The 16,787-nt window shown below is 60.7% G+C and carries 15 protein-coding genes and 1 tRNA gene; 10 read left to right on the plus strand and 6 right to left on the minus strand.

What is annotated here, in order from left to right:
- Positions 1 to 39 precede the first annotated feature (39 nt).
- The 5 genes from PST29_RS16580 to PST29_RS16600 form a co-directional block, all read right to left on the minus strand.
- Positions 40 to 516 (minus strand): hypothetical protein, encoded by a 477-nt coding sequence (locus PST29_RS16580; RefSeq protein ID WP_060843742.1) that lies wholly within the window; start codon positions 514 to 516, stop codon positions 40 to 42.
- 200 nt (positions 517 to 716) lie between these two features.
- The gene (locus PST29_RS16585; RefSeq protein ID WP_060839517.1) at positions 717 to 1,220 is read right to left on the minus strand and encodes a hypothetical protein; all 504 of its coding nucleotides are present in this window, start codon (positions 1,218 to 1,220) and stop codon (positions 717 to 719) included.
- Positions 1,221 to 1,347: 127 nt separating this feature from the next.
- Positions 1,348 to 2,922, minus strand: a complete 1,575-nt coding sequence (locus PST29_RS16590; RefSeq protein ID WP_060843743.1) for an FGGY-family carbohydrate kinase — start codon at positions 2,920 to 2,922, stop codon at positions 1,348 to 1,350.
- A 23-nt stretch (positions 2,923 to 2,945) separates the two neighbouring features.
- Positions 2,946 to 4,535, minus strand: coding sequence for a glycerol-3-phosphate dehydrogenase/oxidase (locus PST29_RS16595; protein WP_060843744.1), 1,590 nt, complete (start codon positions 4,533 to 4,535; stop codon positions 2,946 to 2,948).
- Positions 4,536 to 4,539: 4 nt separating this feature from the next.
- Positions 4,540 to 6,135, minus strand: a complete 1,596-nt coding sequence (locus PST29_RS16600) for an FAD-binding oxidoreductase (protein WP_060843745.1) — start codon at positions 6,133 to 6,135, stop codon at positions 4,540 to 4,542.
- A gap of 177 nt (positions 6,136 to 6,312) precedes the next feature.
- Between PST29_RS16600 and PST29_RS16605 the strand changes: the two genes are divergently transcribed.
- Positions 6,313 to 7,017, plus strand: a complete 705-nt coding sequence (locus PST29_RS16605) for a hypothetical protein (protein ID WP_060843746.1) — start codon at positions 6,313 to 6,315, stop codon at positions 7,015 to 7,017.
- 170 nt (positions 7,018 to 7,187) lie between these two features.
- Positions 7,188 to 7,262, plus strand: a tRNA-Gln gene (locus tag PST29_RS16610).
- 12 nt (positions 7,263 to 7,274) lie between these two features.
- Here the strand turns inward: PST29_RS16610 and PST29_RS16615 are convergent.
- Complete coding sequence (locus PST29_RS16615) at positions 7,275 to 8,183, minus strand: LysR family transcriptional regulator (protein ID WP_060843747.1); 909 nt, start codon at positions 8,181 to 8,183, stop codon at positions 7,275 to 7,277.
- 121 nt (positions 8,184 to 8,304) lie between these two features.
- On the opposite strand from PST29_RS16615, the gene PST29_RS16620 reads away from it, so the two are divergent.
- The 8 genes from PST29_RS16620 (at position 8,305) to PST29_RS31060 (ending at position 16,703) form a co-directional block, all read left to right on the plus strand.
- The gene (locus tag PST29_RS16620; protein ID WP_060843748.1) at positions 8,305 to 9,525 is read left to right on the plus strand and encodes an MFS transporter; all 1,221 of its coding nucleotides are present in this window, start codon (positions 8,305 to 8,307) and stop codon (positions 9,523 to 9,525) included.
- Between the two features lie 96 nt (positions 9,526 to 9,621).
- Positions 9,622 to 10,074, plus strand: a complete 453-nt coding sequence (locus tag PST29_RS16625; protein ID WP_060839524.1) for a hypothetical protein — start codon at positions 9,622 to 9,624, stop codon at positions 10,072 to 10,074.
- 330 nt (positions 10,075 to 10,404) lie between these two features.
- The gene (gene tssI / locus PST29_RS16630; RefSeq protein WP_060843749.1) at positions 10,405 to 12,435 is read left to right on the plus strand and encodes a type VI secretion system Vgr family protein; all 2,031 of its coding nucleotides are present in this window, start codon (positions 10,405 to 10,407) and stop codon (positions 12,433 to 12,435) included.
- 46 nt (positions 12,436 to 12,481) lie between these two features.
- Positions 12,482 to 13,654 carry a M23 family metallopeptidase gene (locus PST29_RS31860; RefSeq protein WP_148659645.1) on the plus strand — a complete coding sequence of 391 codons (1,173 nt, stop codon included), beginning with the start codon at positions 12,482 to 12,484 and terminating at the stop codon, positions 13,652 to 13,654.
- Between the two features lie 56 nt (positions 13,655 to 13,710).
- On the plus strand, positions 13,711 to 14,658 hold the full coding sequence (locus PST29_RS31865; RefSeq protein WP_148659646.1) for a hypothetical protein: 948 nt from the start codon (positions 13,711 to 13,713) through the stop codon (positions 14,656 to 14,658).
- Complete coding sequence (locus tag PST29_RS31870) at positions 14,645 to 15,205, plus strand: hypothetical protein (protein WP_148659647.1); 561 nt, start codon at positions 14,645 to 14,647, stop codon at positions 15,203 to 15,205. The genes PST29_RS31865 and PST29_RS31870 overlap by 14 nt, the downstream gene beginning before the upstream one ends.
- A 198-nt stretch (positions 15,206 to 15,403) precedes the next feature.
- The gene (locus PST29_RS16640; protein ID WP_060843751.1) at positions 15,404 to 15,811 is read left to right on the plus strand and encodes a phospholipase D-like domain-containing protein; all 408 of its coding nucleotides are present in this window, start codon (positions 15,404 to 15,406) and stop codon (positions 15,809 to 15,811) included.
- Complete coding sequence (locus PST29_RS31060; protein WP_148659648.1) at positions 15,792 to 16,703, plus strand: tetratricopeptide repeat protein; 912 nt, start codon at positions 15,792 to 15,794, stop codon at positions 16,701 to 16,703. The genes PST29_RS16640 and PST29_RS31060 overlap by 20 nt, the downstream gene beginning before the upstream one ends.
- The last annotated feature ends 84 nt before the right edge of the window (positions 16,704 to 16,787 follow it).

The following is a 16,787-nucleotide window of genomic DNA, read 5'->3' on the forward strand; positions in this document are numbered from 1 at the left end:
TGGCGCCAGCCGCAGGCCGGGAAGCATCGGGCCTGTGGCTCAGCGAATCAGAATTTCCAGACGGTGGCCGTCAGCGCCGGCCTCCATCCTGACCAGGGTGCATTCCAGCGAATCGGGGAACCCCAGCTGCGCCTGCAAGGCACGCTCAATGGCCGCCTCCAGTTGCGCCGGACTACAGGCGCGCAGGCTCTGCGCCACACTGCCGGCGGGTGCCGTGGCGACCGGATGCGGCAAGCGGGATTCGCCCAGCAGTTGCTGGCAGTGGGCGATGAGTTTTTCACAGTGCTTCTTGCTGCCGTAGCCGTTGTTGCGCCAGCGATCGAGACCGGCCACCGAAACATCGGCGATTTCGGCAATCTTGCGCAGCGACAGGCCCTGGTCTTTCTTCAGGACCTCGACCAGCTCACCCATGCCCAGCACCACCTCCCCCAGCGTGTGCTTCTGCGGAAAACGACGATTGAATTCATCCTGGGTGAGGACTTCGAGCGCCTTGAAGGCGTTGGCGAGACTATTCATCGGAAGGCACCTGCTGTGTATGTGCCGCGAAGAATATTAAACCAACAAGTAGGTGTCAACACCCACTCATATTTATAAACACCTACATAAAACACAAACACCTAGCCACCATCAGACAGAGTGACCGTAGCTCCTTGCAATCGAAGGACAGCACGACGCCGCCCTTTTTACCCGGCAGCCGTTGCTCGTGGGGGCTTCACTCATGCTTCACCCCGTGCTTTTTTGCTGCTCTTGATGTTCTCGATCAGGTCGACCACGTAGTTCTGGTTGAAGCCCGCGACAAAGGACCAGAACAGCAACTTGCCGTAGGCGGCATAGCCGTCGGCGTGCTGGCAGAAAATCACATAGAAACTGTTGTCCGGGTACCTGCAGCTCCTGTCACCGACGATCTCGGGAAACAGCTCCCCTTGCACCACGCCGGAGATAAACAGGATGTACAGCAGGCCCGCGAGGATGCCGCCGATGAACGATGGCAGCAGCACGTTGAACCAGGAGCTGCACAGGCTGACGATTTCCTCCTCGCTGAGGTGGGACAGTTGCCGGTGAAAGCCTACGTAGCCGCCGATGTTGCCGACGATGAACACCACCGAGGGAATGGTGTAGCCGTCGGCCATGGCAACCGCCCCCAGGGACGCCGCCAACAGCAGCACAAAGATGATGAACAGTCGCTTCCAGAGGATGTTCAGCGCGTCCTGGCGGTTCATGTTCGGCTCACCGGTTCAGGTTGTCGTAGGGGTTCCGTCCACCTGGATGACGATAGTTGAGCCGTGCCGCGCGGGGGTGTTTTTTCGACCGGGAACCCTTGCCCTACTGGCCGCGCCCGCCGCGCCTTCAGGCCGGGTAGCCGGTGATCTCGCGAATGCTCTGGTACAGCGGCTTGAGCTGGCGATACATGCGCAGGTAGACCTCGCGGTACAGCCGCTGGTACATCTGCTGCGCCTGCGGCTGGGGCTCGAACACCGCGCCGACCCGGGTCATGGCGCTGATCGCCGTGGGGAAGTCCGGGTACAGGCCCAGCCCCACCGCGCAGGCAATCACCGCCCCCAGCCCCGAGGCTTCATAGACATAGGGGCGTTCCACCGGCAGGCCGAAGATGTCTGCGGTCAGCTGCATGGCCGCGTCGCTCTGGGAGCCGCCGCCGGCCACCCGCAGGCGGGTGATCTTCAGCTTGGAGCGTTGTTCCATGCGTTCCATGCCCTGGCGCAGGGCGTAGGCCAGACCTTCGAGAATCGCCCGGTAGATGTGGGCCCGGGTGTGCACGTCGCCAAAGCCGATCATCGCGCCCTTGGCCTCCATGCCCGGCTCGCGGATGCCCGGCGACCAGTAGGGTTGCAGGGTCAGGCCCATGGACCCGGGCGGCACCGCCTGGACCAGGGCGTCGAACAGCTGTTCCGGCTCCAGCCCCTGCTCGGCTGCCTGCTGCACTTCCCGCAGGCCGAACTGCTGCTTGAACCAGCTGACCATCCAGTAACCGCGGAAGATCATCACCTCGCAGTTGTAGTGATCCGGCACCGCCGCCGGGTACGGCGGGATCAGCGGCACCACTTCCAGGTAGCGGGAACGGGTGGTGGTGATGGTGGCCGTGGTGCCGTAGGACAGGCAGGCCGTGGTCGAATCCTGGACGCCCGAACCGAGCACCTCACAGGCCTTGTCGGCACCGGCGGCAATTAGCGCCAAGCCCTCGGGAATACCCGTGTGGCGACTGGCTTCGGCGCTGATCCGGCCCAGGGTTTCGCCGGGTTTGAGCAGGGTCGGCAACTGCTCGCGACGCACCGCCAGGGCCTGCCACTTCCAGTCGCTGGGAGCGGCCCAGCACAGGCGCTTGTAGTCGAACGGCAGGTAAGCCACGGAGCAGCCTACCGAGTCGACGAAGTTGCCGGTCAGGCGATGGGTGAGAAAACCCGAGAGCAGCAGGAACTTGTCGGTGGCCGCCCAGACCTCGGGTTGCTGCTGGGCCACCCAGTTGGCTTCGGCCTGGGCGCGAAAATAGTCCACCGTGGCCTCGGCGCCGATCAATTTGAACAGCCAGCCCCAGGGGCCCTTGATGCGGCCCTCGACCTCGGCCTGGCGCTGGTCGAGCCAGAGAATCGCCGGACGCAGGGCGCGGCCCTGGGCGTCGACATTGATCAGGGTGCCGCGCTGGGTGGTCAGGGACACGCCGCGGATCCGCGAGCGGTCGATGCCGGTCTGCTGCCAGAGCAATTGGCAGGCCTCGCCGAGCTTGGCCCAGTAGTAGTCCGGGTGCTGTTCGGCCCAGCCGGGCTGGCTCGAAAAATACGCCTCCAGTTCCACCTTGCCCTTGCCCAGCAGGTTGCCTTGGAGGTCGAACAGCAGTGCGCGAACGCTCTGGGTGCCGTTGTCGATGGCCAGCAGGTAGTCCTGCTTCTTGTTGTTGTGGTTATCCATGGGGCTCTCTTGGTTGAGCATCGTTAGGCATTGGCGGGCAGGCTGTGATGGCGTTGCCACAAGGCCCGGTAGCGCTGTTCCTCGGCCTGCCAGCGGCTATCGTCCCAACCCAGCAGCGGCTGGCACAGGCGGCGGATGGCCGGCAGGTACTGGGCGGCGCCCTCGGCCAGCAGCAGGCCGATGCGGGTGCGGCGCAGCAGCAGGTCGTCCAGGTGCAGGACCATCTCCGTCTCGGCGGCGAACGCCAGCTCGGCCCACAGGGTGTCGCTGGCACCGATGCAGTCGCCGCCGAGGCGCGCCACCTGTTGCGCCAGGCGCGGCAGGTCGCGGCCATAGCGGCCGGCCAGGCGCCGAGTCTGGGCGCGACTCAGGCCGGGGATGTCCAGCGCGGCCACGGGCGCGAACACCGGGGCGCCGTCATCCACCACGTCCCGCCCAAGCATCGCCCCGCAGGCTTGCAGCACTTCGATGGCCTGGGGGCGGAAGGTGGTGAGCTTGCCGCCGGCCAGGGTCACGCAGCCGGGCTCCTGCCACAGCACGTGTTCACGGGTGACGTTGGACGGCTTGCCCTGCTGCCCCTCGCTACCGGCCACCACCGGGCGTACCCCGGCCCAGGTCGACAGCACGTCCCCGGGACCGATCTGTGCCTGGGGAAACTGCTGGGCGCAGGCGGCCAGCAGATAGCGCAGTTCTTCCTGGCTGATGCTGGCGCTCTGGTCCAGGTCGTCGCGGTGGTCGAGGTCGGTGGTGCCCACCACGGTGGCGCCTTCCCAGGGGAAGACGAACACCGGCCGCCGATCCTCGCCATGCATGAAGCTCAAAGCCTGGGCCACCGGCAGGCGCCAGCCCGGCAGCAGCAGGTGACTGCCGCGCAACGGTCGCAGCTGCCGACGGCTGCTCGCCGGGCGCAGGCGCTCGGCCCAGGCCCCAGTGGCCACCGCCAGGGCCGCGCAGCCAAGGGTGTGCACGGCGCCGGTTTCACTGTCCTCGATCGCCACCCCGCACACCCGCCCGTTCTCCCGCAGCAGGCGGGTCACCCGCACGCCATTGATGGCCACGGCGCCGTCGGCCCGGGCCTCGGCCAGCACCCGCAGCACCAGCCGCGCATCGTCGGTCAGGGCATCGAGAAAGCTGGTGCCGCCGAGCAACCCCGGTTCCTTGACCCCGGGGGCCAGGTACTGCAGTTGCCGGGCATCGTGAAAGCGATGATTGCGCCGCCCGGCGAGGGCGTCATACAGGCTCAGCAGGCCGCCAAACAGCGTGGGCCCGGGAAACTGACCGCGGTAATGGGGCATCAGGAAACTCATGGGCTCCACCAGCCCCGGGACTTCCTGCAACAGGCGCTGGCGCTCGCGCACCGAGTCCCGGGTCAGGCGCCACTGGCCCTTGGCGATATAGCGCAGCCCGCCGTGGACCATCTTCGAGGAACGGCTGGAGGTGCCCCAGGCAAAGTCCCGCTGCTCCAGCAGCAGGCAGCGCCAACCGCGCCGCGCCGCCTCGCGCAGAATGCCGGCGCCGCTGATACCGCCGCCGATGACGATCAGGTCCCACGGCTGCGCTGCCAGCTCCGGCAGTACCTGTTGCCGCCACTGGGCATTCCAGTCCTGGCTCATGACCTCACTGCTCCAGTAGCGTGCCGGGGTTCAGGCGCCCGGCGGGATCGAAGTGGCGACTCAGCGCCTGCAGGGTGTCGATCGCCAGCGGGCCCTTCTCCCGCAGCAGGTACGGCGCGTGGTCCTTGCCCACCCCGTGCTGGTGGCTGATGGTGCCGTGGTGATTGACGATGGTCTGGCTGGCGGCGTGCTTGAGCGCCTGCCAGCGGGCCAGGGTCGCCGGGTACTGGGCGTCCGGGCGGAACACGTAGGTGGTGTAGATGCTCGAACCTTCGCCATAGACATGGGACAGGTGGGTGAACACATGCACCTGCTCGCCCTCGGCGGCCAGGCCATCGCGCAGGCTGCCCTCGATGCGCTGCAACAGGCGGTCGACATTGCTCCAGTCGGTGGCGGTTTCCAGGGTGTCCACCAGGTAGCCGGCGTTCCACAGACTTTCGCGCAGGTAGGGAAAACGAAAGCGGTTCTGCGCCCACTTCTTGCCCAGCAAGGTGCCGGTGAACACCCCGCCGAAGGCCTTGAGCTGGCGCCGGGCATGACGCAACGACAGGGCGTTCTGCTGACGATTGCCGGTGACGCCGAAGGTCAGCAGGCACTTGCCCGCCCCGGCGCCGCGCAGGGCCAGGTATCTTTCCAGCCAGGCGATCTGCGTCGGATGGCCGGCCAGGGCCAGTTGGGTCTCGGTCTCCACGGCATTGGACAGGCGCAGCATCGACAGCGGCACCCGAGCCTGGGCCAGGGCGCGCACCGCTTGCAGGGCCTGGGACCAGTCGGGCAGGAACACCCCATAGAAGCGCTCGTCATCGGGCAGGCGGCTGACCCGTACCTTGACCTCGGAAATGATCCCGAAGCGCCCTTCACTGCCCAGCACCACCTCGCGCATATCCGGCCCGGCGGCAGACGCCGGAAAGCTGGCGATGGGCATCGGCCCGGCAAAGGTTTCCAGGGTACCGCCGGCGAACAACTGCTCGATGCGCCCGTAGCGCAACGACTGCTGGCCACTGGAACGGCTGGCAACCCAGCCGCCCAGGGTCGACAGCTCCCAGGATTGGGGGAAATGCCCCAGGGTGTAGCCCCGGGCGCGCAGCTGGCTTTCCACCTGCGGGCCACTGGCGCCGGGGCCGAAGGTGGCCAGCAGGCTGTCTTCGTCCAGCTCCAGCAGGCGGTTCATGCGCGCCAGGGACACCGTCAGCACTGGGCGTTCGGACCAGGGCGGGTTGATGTGCCCGGCCACCGAGGTGCCGCCGCCGTAGGGAATCAGGCACAGGTCGCGGTCCTCGGCCAGGGCCAGCAATTGGCGGATCTGTTCGGCGGTTTCCGGAAAGGCCACGGCGTCGGGGTAGACCCCCAGCGCGCCTTCGCGCAAGGCCAGCCAGTCCGCCAGGCTCTGGCCGCGGGCGTGCAGCAGGCGTTCCTGGGGATCGATGCAATACAACGGGTGGGCAGCAAGGCGTGAAGCCGGTACCTTGGCCAGCGCCTGCTCCAGAGTCGCCTCCGGCAAGCGGCGCCCCGGTCCCAGGCGTTCGGCGAGAAACCCCGCGCCCTGGGCCGGCAATTCGACCACCGTGGATGCATCCCCCCAGCCGTTCCAGCGTCGCATACGTGTGTCCTTGTGCTGTTCTTATAGGTCTTGCTTCAGGCTCCCTATACTAGTGCGCGGCTGAACGCTGTCACGGTCGCATCGCGCCAGAGGATGTAGCCGATTGAGTCAGACACAGGTGACATCCGGCGCCAGTTACCGAAGAATCCGCACCCTCTCCATCACAGGCTCGCGTCCATGCCGACAACCCTGAAAACCTGCGCACCGCTGTTCTGGTCCACCGACCTGGGCATCGACTACGGCGCGCCGACCTTGCACCTGCACGACTTGCTGCCCGTGGTGGGAGAGGAACACTCGGCCTTCTTCCAGCACCGGGACGGCATCCTGATCGGCGAAACCCTGCAACTGATCTGGTGCCCGCCGGTTGCCGACCTCAATGGCTGGAACGAACAGCCTTCGGAAATTGCCCTGAGCCAGCTGCTGCGGGTGCGGATCACCGGCCCGGCGCCCGAGCCGCCGACAGCACGCAATGCCATCCACCATGGCCGGCCGAGGTACCGCTTCCTGGTCCTGTCCTGCCAGCCACTGCCGGCGGCACTGCGCGCCCAACCGCTGGCACAGGACGCCTGGCACATGCCGCTGATCGAGAATGGACAGGGCAGTTGCCTGACCTGGGAGGCCATCGACAACTGCAGTCGCGCCGAGGTCCAGGGGCTGATCTACCTCAGCGCCTACCGCCGCGACGAAACCTATATGGAAATGTTCATCGAGGACCTGGGCGGACAACTGTTCGGGCTGCTTTCGGTGCACCTGGGCCCGGGGGGCGACGACTATGATTTTGGCCGGCGCCTCCTGCAAGGCGCGGAGTTGCGGGCCATCCGCCGCGCGCTGGCCATGGCCCGGCCCCTGAAGGATTCACAGCCCGACTACCTGGTCCCCTGACCCCCGGGGCGGATAAAAGCGCCCAGAAAAAGACTAAGCAGCTGTTTTCAAACTCATTTTTTTGCATTGGGGGGCTTCACAGCCCGTCTATAAGTTGGTAAATTTGCGCCCGTTCTTGCAGCGGACCTCCCCGGACCGGCAATCAAGGCAAGTAACGTCGCAACAGCTACAGGGGCGTCGCCAAGCGGTAAGGCAGCAGGTTTTGATCCTGCCATGCGTTGGTTCGAATCCAGCCGCCCCTGCCATTTTCTTTCTGTCTATCCCATCAAGTGTTCTGCCAACAGCTCCAGCAAGGCGCTGACCTTGGGCAGTGCCTGACGATTCTTCATCCATAGCAGATGGATTGCCTGTCCCTGGGTTGCACAGTGCGGCAGCACCTGTACCAGGCTGCCCTCATCCAGCTGGCGCTTGACCAGCCACGACGGCAATTGGGCAATCCCGTAGCCCGCCATCACCGTCATCAGCAACCCCTGCCCATCCCCCACCACGCAAGCGGCCGGCATCACCCGACGCTCGATCTCCCCTGGCCGGCTGCCGGGAAAAGTCCAGGGGTTGACCCGTCCATCCACCCAGCCGTAGGCGATGCAGCGGTGGCGCAGCAGATCGGCATCGGTCAAGGGCGTGCCCTGATGCTCCAGGTACGCCGGCGAGGCACAGAACAGGTGCCGCTCGTGGCCCAGCTGACGATGCCCCAGGGCGACGGGCCATTGCGCGGGTCCGCCGAGTCGCACGGCAATATCGACACCGGCCTCCAGGGGATCGGCAAAGGCATCGGCAAAGGTCACGTGGGGTTGCAGCAAAGGGTGCTCCCGGGCAAAGCGCAAGATCAGCTCCAGCACTTGAGTGCGACCAAAGGCCCCCGGCAGATCGACGCGCACCTTGCCCCTCAGTTCGGTGTTTTCCGCCTGCAACGCCCACTCGGCCTCTTGCAGATCGGCCAGTACCCCGGTGCAGGTGCGATAGAAGGCCTGCCCCGCATCGGTCAGCGCCAGACTGCGAGTGGTGCGCTGCAACAGCCGGGCCTGCAGGCGGCCTTCCAGGCGGGCGATGGCCTTGCTGACAGCGGACGGCGTCAGGTTCAGACGCTCGGCGGCGGCCTTGAAGCTGCCGGAGTCGGCGACACAGACAAAAACATCGATGCCCTTCAGGCGTTCGGAAGCAAACATGCAACGTCCTTATTCATGAATCAGTTTCCATTCACTAAAGAAAAATCATCATAAAACAGAAGCCAATTCCTCAGTAAGCTCAATCCCCCCGACTCAACCTGCACCACTTGAAGAGGCATGGATGCTGTACACCCTGAAAAACTACCCGGGCACCATCAAGCTGTTGCTGTCGGGTTCGCTGATCCTGACCCTGGCGCGGGCTATCACCCTGCCCTATCTGGTGATCTACCTGTCCGCCAGCTACGGCCTGAGCGTCGCCGACATCGGCCTGGTGATCGGCAGCAGCCTGATCGTCGGCTCGCTGCTGAGCCTCTACGGCGGTTACCTGGTGGATCGGATCGCCACCTACCGGCTGATCCTGGCCTGCGTCGCGGTCTTCACCCTGGGCTTTGTCGGCGCCTTTGCCGCCCCCGGCCTGTGGCTGCTCTACCTGTGCCTGGTATCGATCAACCTCGCCTACGCAGTGTTCGATATCGCGGTCAAAGCCGGTTTTGCCCAACAGTTACCGGTGACCGAGCGCAGTGAAGTGTTCTCGATCAAGTACACCCTGACCAACATCGGTTATGCCGTCGGCCCGTTGCTCGGCGCCTGGCTGGCCCAGCAAGGCATGAGCCTGCCCTTTGTCGCGTCGAGCGCCCTGGCGGCGGGATTCTTTGCCCTGTACCTGACACAGGGCGACAGGCAGCTCCAGTCCGGCGCCAGCCCCCATCAGCCCCTGTCCTTTCTCGCGCTGGGCCGCCAGCTGCTGCGGGATTACCGCCTGATCTGCTTCACCCTGGGCGGCTTGCTCAGCGCGGTGGTCTTTGGCCAGTTCTCGGCTTATCTGTCCCAGTACCTGGTGGTCACCGAGTCCGCGCAAGTCGCCTACACCACCATCAGCACCCTGGTGGCGACCAATGCGTTGCTGGTCATTGCCCTGCAGTACGCCATTGGCCGCAGGATCACCCCCAACCACCTGAAGCAGTGGCTGGCGGCAGGCCTGAGCCTGTTCCTGCTGGGGGTCGCCGGGTTCGCCCTGTCCACCAGCCTGCCGCTGTGGGTGCTGTCGATGGTGGTGTTCACCCTGGGGGAAATCATCGTGTTTCCCGCCGAATACATGTTCATCGACCTGATCGCCCCCGAGCACCTGCGAGGCCTGTACTACGGCGCACAAAACCTCTCCAACCTCGGCGGGGCCCTGGGCCCGATACTCTGCGGCATGGTCCTGGCAAGCCAGCCGGCGCACTGGATCTTCTACATGCTGGGGGCGTTCATTGTCCTGGGCGGACTGTTCTACTGGCTGGGCGCGGCCAATCTGCAACGGCCCTCGGTGAACGAAACCCAGGCAGACGTCATGCCCTGAGGGCCCCGCCCGGCCAACCGGGCCCTCACCTGCCATTCACAGCGCTCCTGAAGGTTCGTTCCCCTTTGTACCCTCCCCTACAAAGAGCAACGCGCCATGAAAAATACCGATCTCAGCCACCTGATCCTCAGCGACCACGCGCGCATCGAGGCCGCCATCAGCACCGGCGCGGCCTGGGAAGTGTGGTTTCAGGTGGAGTTCCTGATCCTGCTGCGCTCGGTCCATGTGGCCGCCGCCCGCGAGGTGCCCTATCCGGCGCCCAACCAGGCCTTGCGCCTGGACGTGCTGGCGCAACATAACGTGGAGAACTACGCGATCGAACTCAAAGTCGAAAGCGCCACCAATGCCGGCAACAAACTCTTGGCCGAAACCCAGAAAGACATCGACAAGCTGACCCAGTACACCGACCCGGTGGCTGCGCGCTGGGCCGTCGCCCTGGGCTACAGCGACGTGGCCAAACGCGGGCTGCGGGATTTTGCCAACACCCACAAGGGACGGGTGATCTATCAGGAGTCCGGGGCCCTGGGCTGCATGATCGCCACGGTTTGAACAGGCCCGCCAAGGCAAGGCCATGCCCGACGCCTTCCCGATCTGGTCACCAGCATTGGCCCCCGATCTTGAGCAACAGGTGTCCACGCCGGAGACGGTCATCGACTAGCGACCGGCGTTGAGGCGGGACCGGGGCAGCCCGCCGACTTGAATCAGCGGACGGCAGTATCTTTTCGCCAAAACGTTCAGATAAGTCCGATGACGGTGGCCGCCCGCTCCTTGTTAAGTTGTCCGCTGTTTTTCAGCTGTCCGCCGCTGATCGACAATCTTCTCGTTGATCAGCGGCGCTTCGGCCAATGGAATCAGCCGCAACACGTCAAGGAGCGACCCATGTTCAGCCCGGCCGACCAGACCCACTTCAGCCTGGACATCCAAGGCATCCAGCACGACTTCCAGGTGCTCGCCTTCCAGGGCACCGAAGCCATCAGCCAGCCGTTTCGCTTTGACCTGCAACTGGTCAGCGAACGCCCCTTCATCGACCTCGAACCCCTGCTGCACCAACCGGCCTTTCTCGCCTTCGACCCCCAGGGCCATGGCATCCATGGGCTGATCCAGCGCATCGCCCAGGGCGATGCCGGCCAGCGCCTGAGCCGCTACAGCCTGTCGCTGCTGCCGCACCTGGATTACCTGCGCCACCGCAGCAACCAGCGGATCTTCCAGCAGCTCTCGGCGCCGCAGATCATCGCCCTGATCCTCGAAGAGCACGGCATCCTCGGCAATGCCTACCAATTCCAGATTCAACACCCGTGCCCCGAGCGCGACTACTGCGTGCAGTACGACGAGAGCGACCTGCACTTCATCCAGCGCCTGTGCGAAGAAGAAGGCCTGCACTATCACTTCCAGCACAGCCGCGAGGCGCATTTGCTGGTGTTCAGCGACAACCAGAGCGTGTTCCGCACGCTCGGCCGGCCCACCGCCTATGTGCGCGGCAGCGGGCTGGTGGCCGATGAGCCGGTGATCAAGGGCTTCAACGTGCGCCTGGAAACCCGCACCAGCCGCATCACCCGGCGCGACTACGACTTCGAAAAGCCACGCCTGCAAATGGAGGCTGCCTACAAACCCGACGCCAAGACCCAGGAACCGGACCTGGAGGACTACGACTACCCCGGGCGCTTCACCGATCGCCAGCGTGGCAAGTTCCTCAGCCAGCGCGCCCTGGAACGCCACCGCGCCGACTACCGCCAGGCTGAGGGCTGGGGCGATGAGCCGCGACTGGTCAGCGGGCATTTTCTTGAACTGACCGATCACCCGCGCCAGGCGTGGAACGACCTGTGGCTGCTGACCCGGGTGACTCACGAAGGCAAGCAGCCCCAGGTGCTGGAGGAGTCGATCAGCAGCGACACCGAGGTTACAGACGGCTTCCAACAGGGTTACCGCAACCGCTTCCTCGCCACCCCCTGGGAGGTATTCTTTCGCCCGCCGCTGGACCACCCCAAACCCCGGGTCCTCGGCAGTCAGACCGCGGTGGTCACCGGCCCAGCAGGAGAGGAAATCCACACCGATCCATACGGCCGGGTCAAGGTGCAGTTCCACTGGGACCGCGAAGGCCAGGGCAACGACCAGACCAGTTGCTGGCTGCGGGTCGCCTCCAGCTGGGCCGGCGACCGCTACGGTGCCCTCGCCATCCCGCGCGTCGGCATGGAAGTGCTGGTGGACTTTCTTGAAGGCGACCCCGACCAGCCGCTGATCAGCGGTTGCCTGTACCACCAGGAACATCCGACGCCTTACGCACTGCCGATCAACAAGACCCGCAGCACCTTCAAGACCCTGAGTTCGCCGGGCGGCGGCGGTTTCAATGAAGTGCGCGTCGAAGACAGAAAAGGCGCCGAACAGATCTTCGTCCACGCCCAGCGCGACTGGGATGAAAACATCCAGCACGACCAGAAAATTCGCGTCGGCCACGAGCGTCACGACACGGTTGAAGGCAACAGCTACAGCGAACTCAAGGCCGAGGAACACCGCACCATCCACGGCGAACGCAAAACCGAAATCCGCGCCGACGACCACCTGAACGTGGCGCACGACCAGCACATCCAGCTGGGCACCGCACAACTGCTCCAGGCCGGACGTGAGATTCATCTGCAAGCGGGCCAGAAAATGGTGATCGAAGCGGCCAGTGAACTGACGGTGCAAGCCGGGGGCAGCTTTATCAAGCTCGACGCCAGCGGCGTCAGCGTGAGTGGGGCGTTGCTCAAGGTGAATGCGGGAGGTGCTGCGGGGCAAGGCAGCGGCGTCGGTATTGAGCCGCCGATGCTACCCGGTGTGGCGGACAAGGATAAGGCCGGGAGCTTGATGGAGAAGGCCTTGGTGAATCCCAAGCAGAAAACCAAACCTGAAGAAGATTATCCGTTCTCGCTGTAACCCTCGATTTCATGGACATGCAGATTGATGGATATGGAGTCCGACTATGTTGATCAGCCCGCCTTTTCTCCCGTTAGCCGCCCCAAACGAAAGCGATGAGGACTTTATCAATCGGGCGATGAACAGTACTGAAGGAGCCTTTCCTCTCGGTCAGAACATGATCTGGCACGGTGGTATCCATCTCACGGCACCGAGGGAAGGGAACACTCACCTGCCCGTTCGCGCCATCGCCGATGGAACCGTGGCTTATGTTCGTCAGCCTACGGCAACCAACACCGATACCAGCCATCCTTTGAATTATCGAAATGGCTGGACCGATGACGGCTGCCTGATTCTGAAACACGAAACGGATATAGGCGAAGGCGCCCACGCCAAGGTTGTTTTTTATTCAATCTACATGCACTTATCCGCTATTAAATCCGTCGATATCGCAATTGATATGCCTATTTATCGGAAGGACGAATTAGGTACAGCAGGCAGGATTTATGGTGCTCCCCATAAAATACACTTTGAAGTCATCTGCTCTCAGGAGCAACTTGGCCATTTTCTAGGCAGGAGTACCGGGCGCCTGACCACCACTAGGAATGGGCGAACTGATAGTTGCTGGGGCGATGTTCACTTCTATATTCCTCCAGAAATACTGTTCTATGCCGCCCGCCCGACCAACCCAACAAGTGCAACTAATGAATCGGCCATTGTTCACCGGCATATCGATGCGTATTTTGTTTCCATGAAATATGAACAAGGACAGTGCACATTAACCACTTTCAATGAATCCGGCACTCGACTGGGAGAACGGCAGGAAACGCAAGATTACGAATACAACCTCTATACGACTGCCAAATCGTTGTATCCCCGCTCACCGAGTGCGGGTTATGAGTTATTGCGATTTGGCAGGATATTGGGTCCAGATCTACTACAGCCCCATGATGCGGCGCACTGGCGACAAGTAGCCTATCCGGCGAGCGGCGCCCATCCGGCAGGCGTCGGCTGGGTCAACCTGAAAAGTCCTACCGTTACTGTCTATAGCGACGCCGACTTTCCCCATTGGCAGGGTTGGAAATTGATTGACGATGACACCGATGGCGATGGTCGTTGCCAGTCTGAACAGGTTATGGAATTACTGGGTATTTCCGAGATTCCAGTGACGCCACAACAGCGTACTGCCCATAGTGCGATGATCAACACGCCTGAAAACCATAAAAACTTAAACGACTGATTTGTAAATTTCCCAGCGAATGGGAAAGAGCCAATTTCTTCAACAGGTACAACTGGTTGAGTGAAGGTGATGAGCCTATTATTTCCGCACAGGCTCAAGAAAAATTGAAGTTGCACTATGAGGCGTTGGCCTTTTGGGAAGATATGGATCTGAAAGATATTAATCCAGAGCACTGGCATTTTCCACCGAAGGAGTTTGTTCGGGTTTTTAGAAAGTGTGGATGGCTCAGTAGCAATGAGTTAATAAGAGCTTTGGTAAAGGCTCCTGAGCCTGGGAGGCAAAGGGCAGAAGAGTTGAGAGTGCCAATGAATAAAATGCTCTCTAAATACATAATCAACACCTCAAGCATTCGAATATCTCATTTTCTCGCACAAGTAGGCATAGAAACTGGGTGGTGGGAGTACAGGCAGGAAATTGGTGGGCCACGGTACTTTCGAACAATGTATGAGGTCATCACGCCAACTGAAGCAGGTGAAGATTACGATACAGCAATCGCTAGAGAGCGGAACTTGCCAACGGGGCGTCGCCCGATTGAACTGCCCAATCCGGGCCCTAACCCTAGACCAACAATTACTCGCGAAAACTATATGGCGAGTCGCCCAAATCAGATAGCTGTAAAGGCGGCTGGCATGGATAACGGCGTTGCCAACGCACTGGCCGGAGGGATGGTAGGAGATGGCGATCGATTTCACGGTCGAGGTTTTCTACAAATTACTGGGCGACGAAACTATAAAAATTATGAACAGTATAGAGCTCGAAATTTTACAATAGATCCAAATCCTAACCTGCTTGCTACAGATGATTATAATGCTTGCGATGCATCTGGATTTTATTGGGCCAGGGAGAAAATCAATAGGCGTGCAGATGAAGGTTCAACCCAAACAGCCTCTAGAGTTGTGGGGGCGATAATTAACAGAGGAAATCCAAATGGCATACTCAGCCATAACAATGAGAGGCGACAGGCGTTCGAAGCCATCTGGAGTGTATTAAATGATGAGGCATAAGTTTTCTCTTAGGTTGCTGGCACTGTTTTGTTCTGCTTTTTGTTCGTTGCAGGCTTTCTCTAACGAACAGCAATGCTTACCCAACATGCCGAAAACCAAGCTTGAAGTTTTCGGCTGCTTTCAGGAGGGTGATGTAACCATACTCAAACTAGCTCCCAGGGACCAACCGACCTATGACACAAACCTGGAAAACTTGCCGACATTTATTGTCATGGGAAAAGCATTTAACGAGGTCCTGCGGGTGCTCGGCAAAGGAACACATCAGCCTTATAACAACCTGATAAAGCTTCCTTACCCTAGTGCAATAATTCGTGTTACAGAAGTATCCAAAGCCGTAAGACTAAAGCTGGTTAAAGAAGGATGGAAGTTATTGGATATAAAAAATTTCACATACGGAAAATCAGATGGGACGGAAGGGGCAGATGTGGTTTGTAGTACTTTCATAAAAAATTCAAGTGACGTATTTACAGCCGTTTCACAGTGCAGTTTTTTATATGAGGACGACATATTAAAGCTAAAGGATATCCTGGGATCGGTAGGCCACTAAAGTGATCCTCTTACCCGCACCCTATCAGCGGTTTATGTGAACAAGCAGCAGAAAGTTTGCTACTTCTAATTGGCTAGAAAAGTCTGGAAAATATATGCCGGCTTCTGCAATGCGTACAACTAAATCGATCCAAAGTGATCTCGCGCGCGATGGCGAAGAGGGCAAATACTACAGCCTCACACATATACCCGACTTAAAGTGGTAATCACCGCCTGCAGCCCCGAACCCGGCAGCACCCTGGCCGAAGGCGAACAGGCGCACTTCCGGGACATCTACGTGCACTCGAAACTGCTGGTGGTGGACGACGTGTTCAGCCTGCTCAGCTCCGCCAATATCAATACCCGCAGTATGCACACCGACTCTGAACTGGGACTGGCCGCGCCGGATGCGGAGTTGGCGAAGACTTGGCGGGAGGAGTTGTGGAAGTTGCATGTGGGGGAGTCGTTTAGTGACGAGCAAGGAAGATGTAATTCGGTAAAAAACTTTAAAGAATGGAATGATGTAATGGATAAAAACTGGGAGCACAAAGGGCGAAATCATCCACTAACAGCCCACCTAACTCGCTTTTGGGATATAGAGACGCCTTATGCCAAAGCCGTTGATTAAAACCATATATTACTGCGTCATTATTATTTCACTTCTATTAAACGGAGCTGCGGCCATGGCCTACCCGGGTTTTACCTGCGCCTATGAACGAGACAACAATCCACCACTGGATCCACAGGCTGAATCTTGGTTTCAACAAGCGCGCATTCTAGAAAAAACACGCGGGGTTAAGGATTGGAAAAAAATAGTGAGTCTTTATGAGCAAGCCATTGCCAAGGATCACTGGAAAGCCATGCACAACTTGGCCGGCCTTTATCGTACGGGTTGGCCTGGAAGGCCTGGCGTTGAACAAGACACCGGCAAGATGCTCGATCTCTATGAGCGCATGGTTAAGCTTAAAGTGCCACTGGGTTACTATAACTGGTCCGTTATTACCGAGCGTGGAAAAGGAGTGTTAAAGTCTGAGCGAATGGCTGCTTCATATCTTTTTCAAGCGGCACAATTAGGCAGCCCATTAGCACAAGTTCAAATAGGTCAATATTTTGCTTATGCGCTGCCGAGACACAAACAAGATGACGACATGGCGGAGCGTTACTATCGGTGCGCAGGTGCTCAGGAAGACTCAGATGCAATCTTAAAAACCGCAAGCTTCTACGACACGGCCAAGGACAATAAGCCACGCTCGCTTTTCTATTATCAACGCGCAGCGTCTTTAGGAAACTCAACCGGATTCAACTATCTGATAGGAGTATTCAAACCAATCCCCAGGCCCATCCATAACTTTGGATACAAACCAGACGAAAAGCTCTGTGCGCTTTATTCAAACTTATCCAAACAACTTGATGAAGACCCCAGACTACTCTTCCCCAACCTCATGAAAGACCACCCTCTCCCCCCTCATCCCACCCAAGGCTTCGACGCCGAACACCCGGACCGCAGGCCGGAACTATAAGCAAACCGTCATGAACGCCGCCCCCCGCTCCTCCCTCTCCGCCAACCATCACCACACCCCCTTCCCATCAGCCCAAAAAAAGGG

Origin of the sequence: Pseudomonas sp. St29, assembly GCF_001547915.1 — a bacterium.
GTDB lineage: Bacteria > Pseudomonadota > Gammaproteobacteria > Pseudomonadales > Pseudomonadaceae > Aquipseudomonas.

Bases quoted from the DNA above. Each gene is read 5' to 3' on its own strand.
- PST29_RS16605 (WP_060843746.1), top strand. From the start codon at position 6,313: ATGCCGACAACCCTGAAAACCTGCGCACCGCTGTTCTGGTCCACCGAC.
- PST29_RS16580 (WP_060843742.1), bottom strand. From the start codon at position 516: ATGAATAGTCTCGCCAACGCCTTCAAGGCGCTCGAAGTCCTCACCCAG.
- PST29_RS16595 (WP_060843744.1), bottom strand. From the start codon at position 4,535: ATGAGCCAGGACTGGAATGCCCAGTGGCGGCAACAGGTACTGCCGGAG.
- PST29_RS16585 (WP_060839517.1), bottom strand. From the start codon at position 1,220: ATGAACCGCCAGGACGCGCTGAACATCCTCTGGAAGCGACTGTTCATC.
- PST29_RS16620 (WP_060843748.1), top strand. From the start codon at position 8,305: ATGCTGTACACCCTGAAAAACTACCCGGGCACCATCAAGCTGTTGCTG.
- PST29_RS31870 (WP_148659647.1), top strand. From the start codon at position 14,645: ATGATGAGGCATAAGTTTTCTCTTAGGTTGCTGGCACTGTTTTGTTCT.
- PST29_RS31860 (WP_148659645.1), top strand. From the start codon at position 12,482: ATGTTGATCAGCCCGCCTTTTCTCCCGTTAGCCGCCCCAAACGAAAGC.
- PST29_RS16600 (WP_060843745.1), bottom strand. From the start codon at position 6,135: ATGCGACGCTGGAACGGCTGGGGGGATGCATCCACGGTGGTCGAATTG.
- tssI (WP_060843749.1), top strand. From the start codon at position 10,405: ATGTTCAGCCCGGCCGACCAGACCCACTTCAGCCTGGACATCCAAGGC.
- PST29_RS16590 (WP_060843743.1), bottom strand. From the start codon at position 2,922: ATGGATAACCACAACAACAAGAAGCAGGACTACCTGCTGGCCATCGAC.
- PST29_RS16615 (WP_060843747.1), bottom strand. From the start codon at position 8,183: ATGTTTGCTTCCGAACGCCTGAAGGGCATCGATGTTTTTGTCTGTGTC.
- PST29_RS16625 (WP_060839524.1), top strand. From the start codon at position 9,622: ATGAAAAATACCGATCTCAGCCACCTGATCCTCAGCGACCACGCGCGC.
- PST29_RS31060 (WP_148659648.1), top strand. From the start codon at position 15,792: ATGCCAAAGCCGTTGATTAAAACCATATATTACTGCGTCATTATTATT.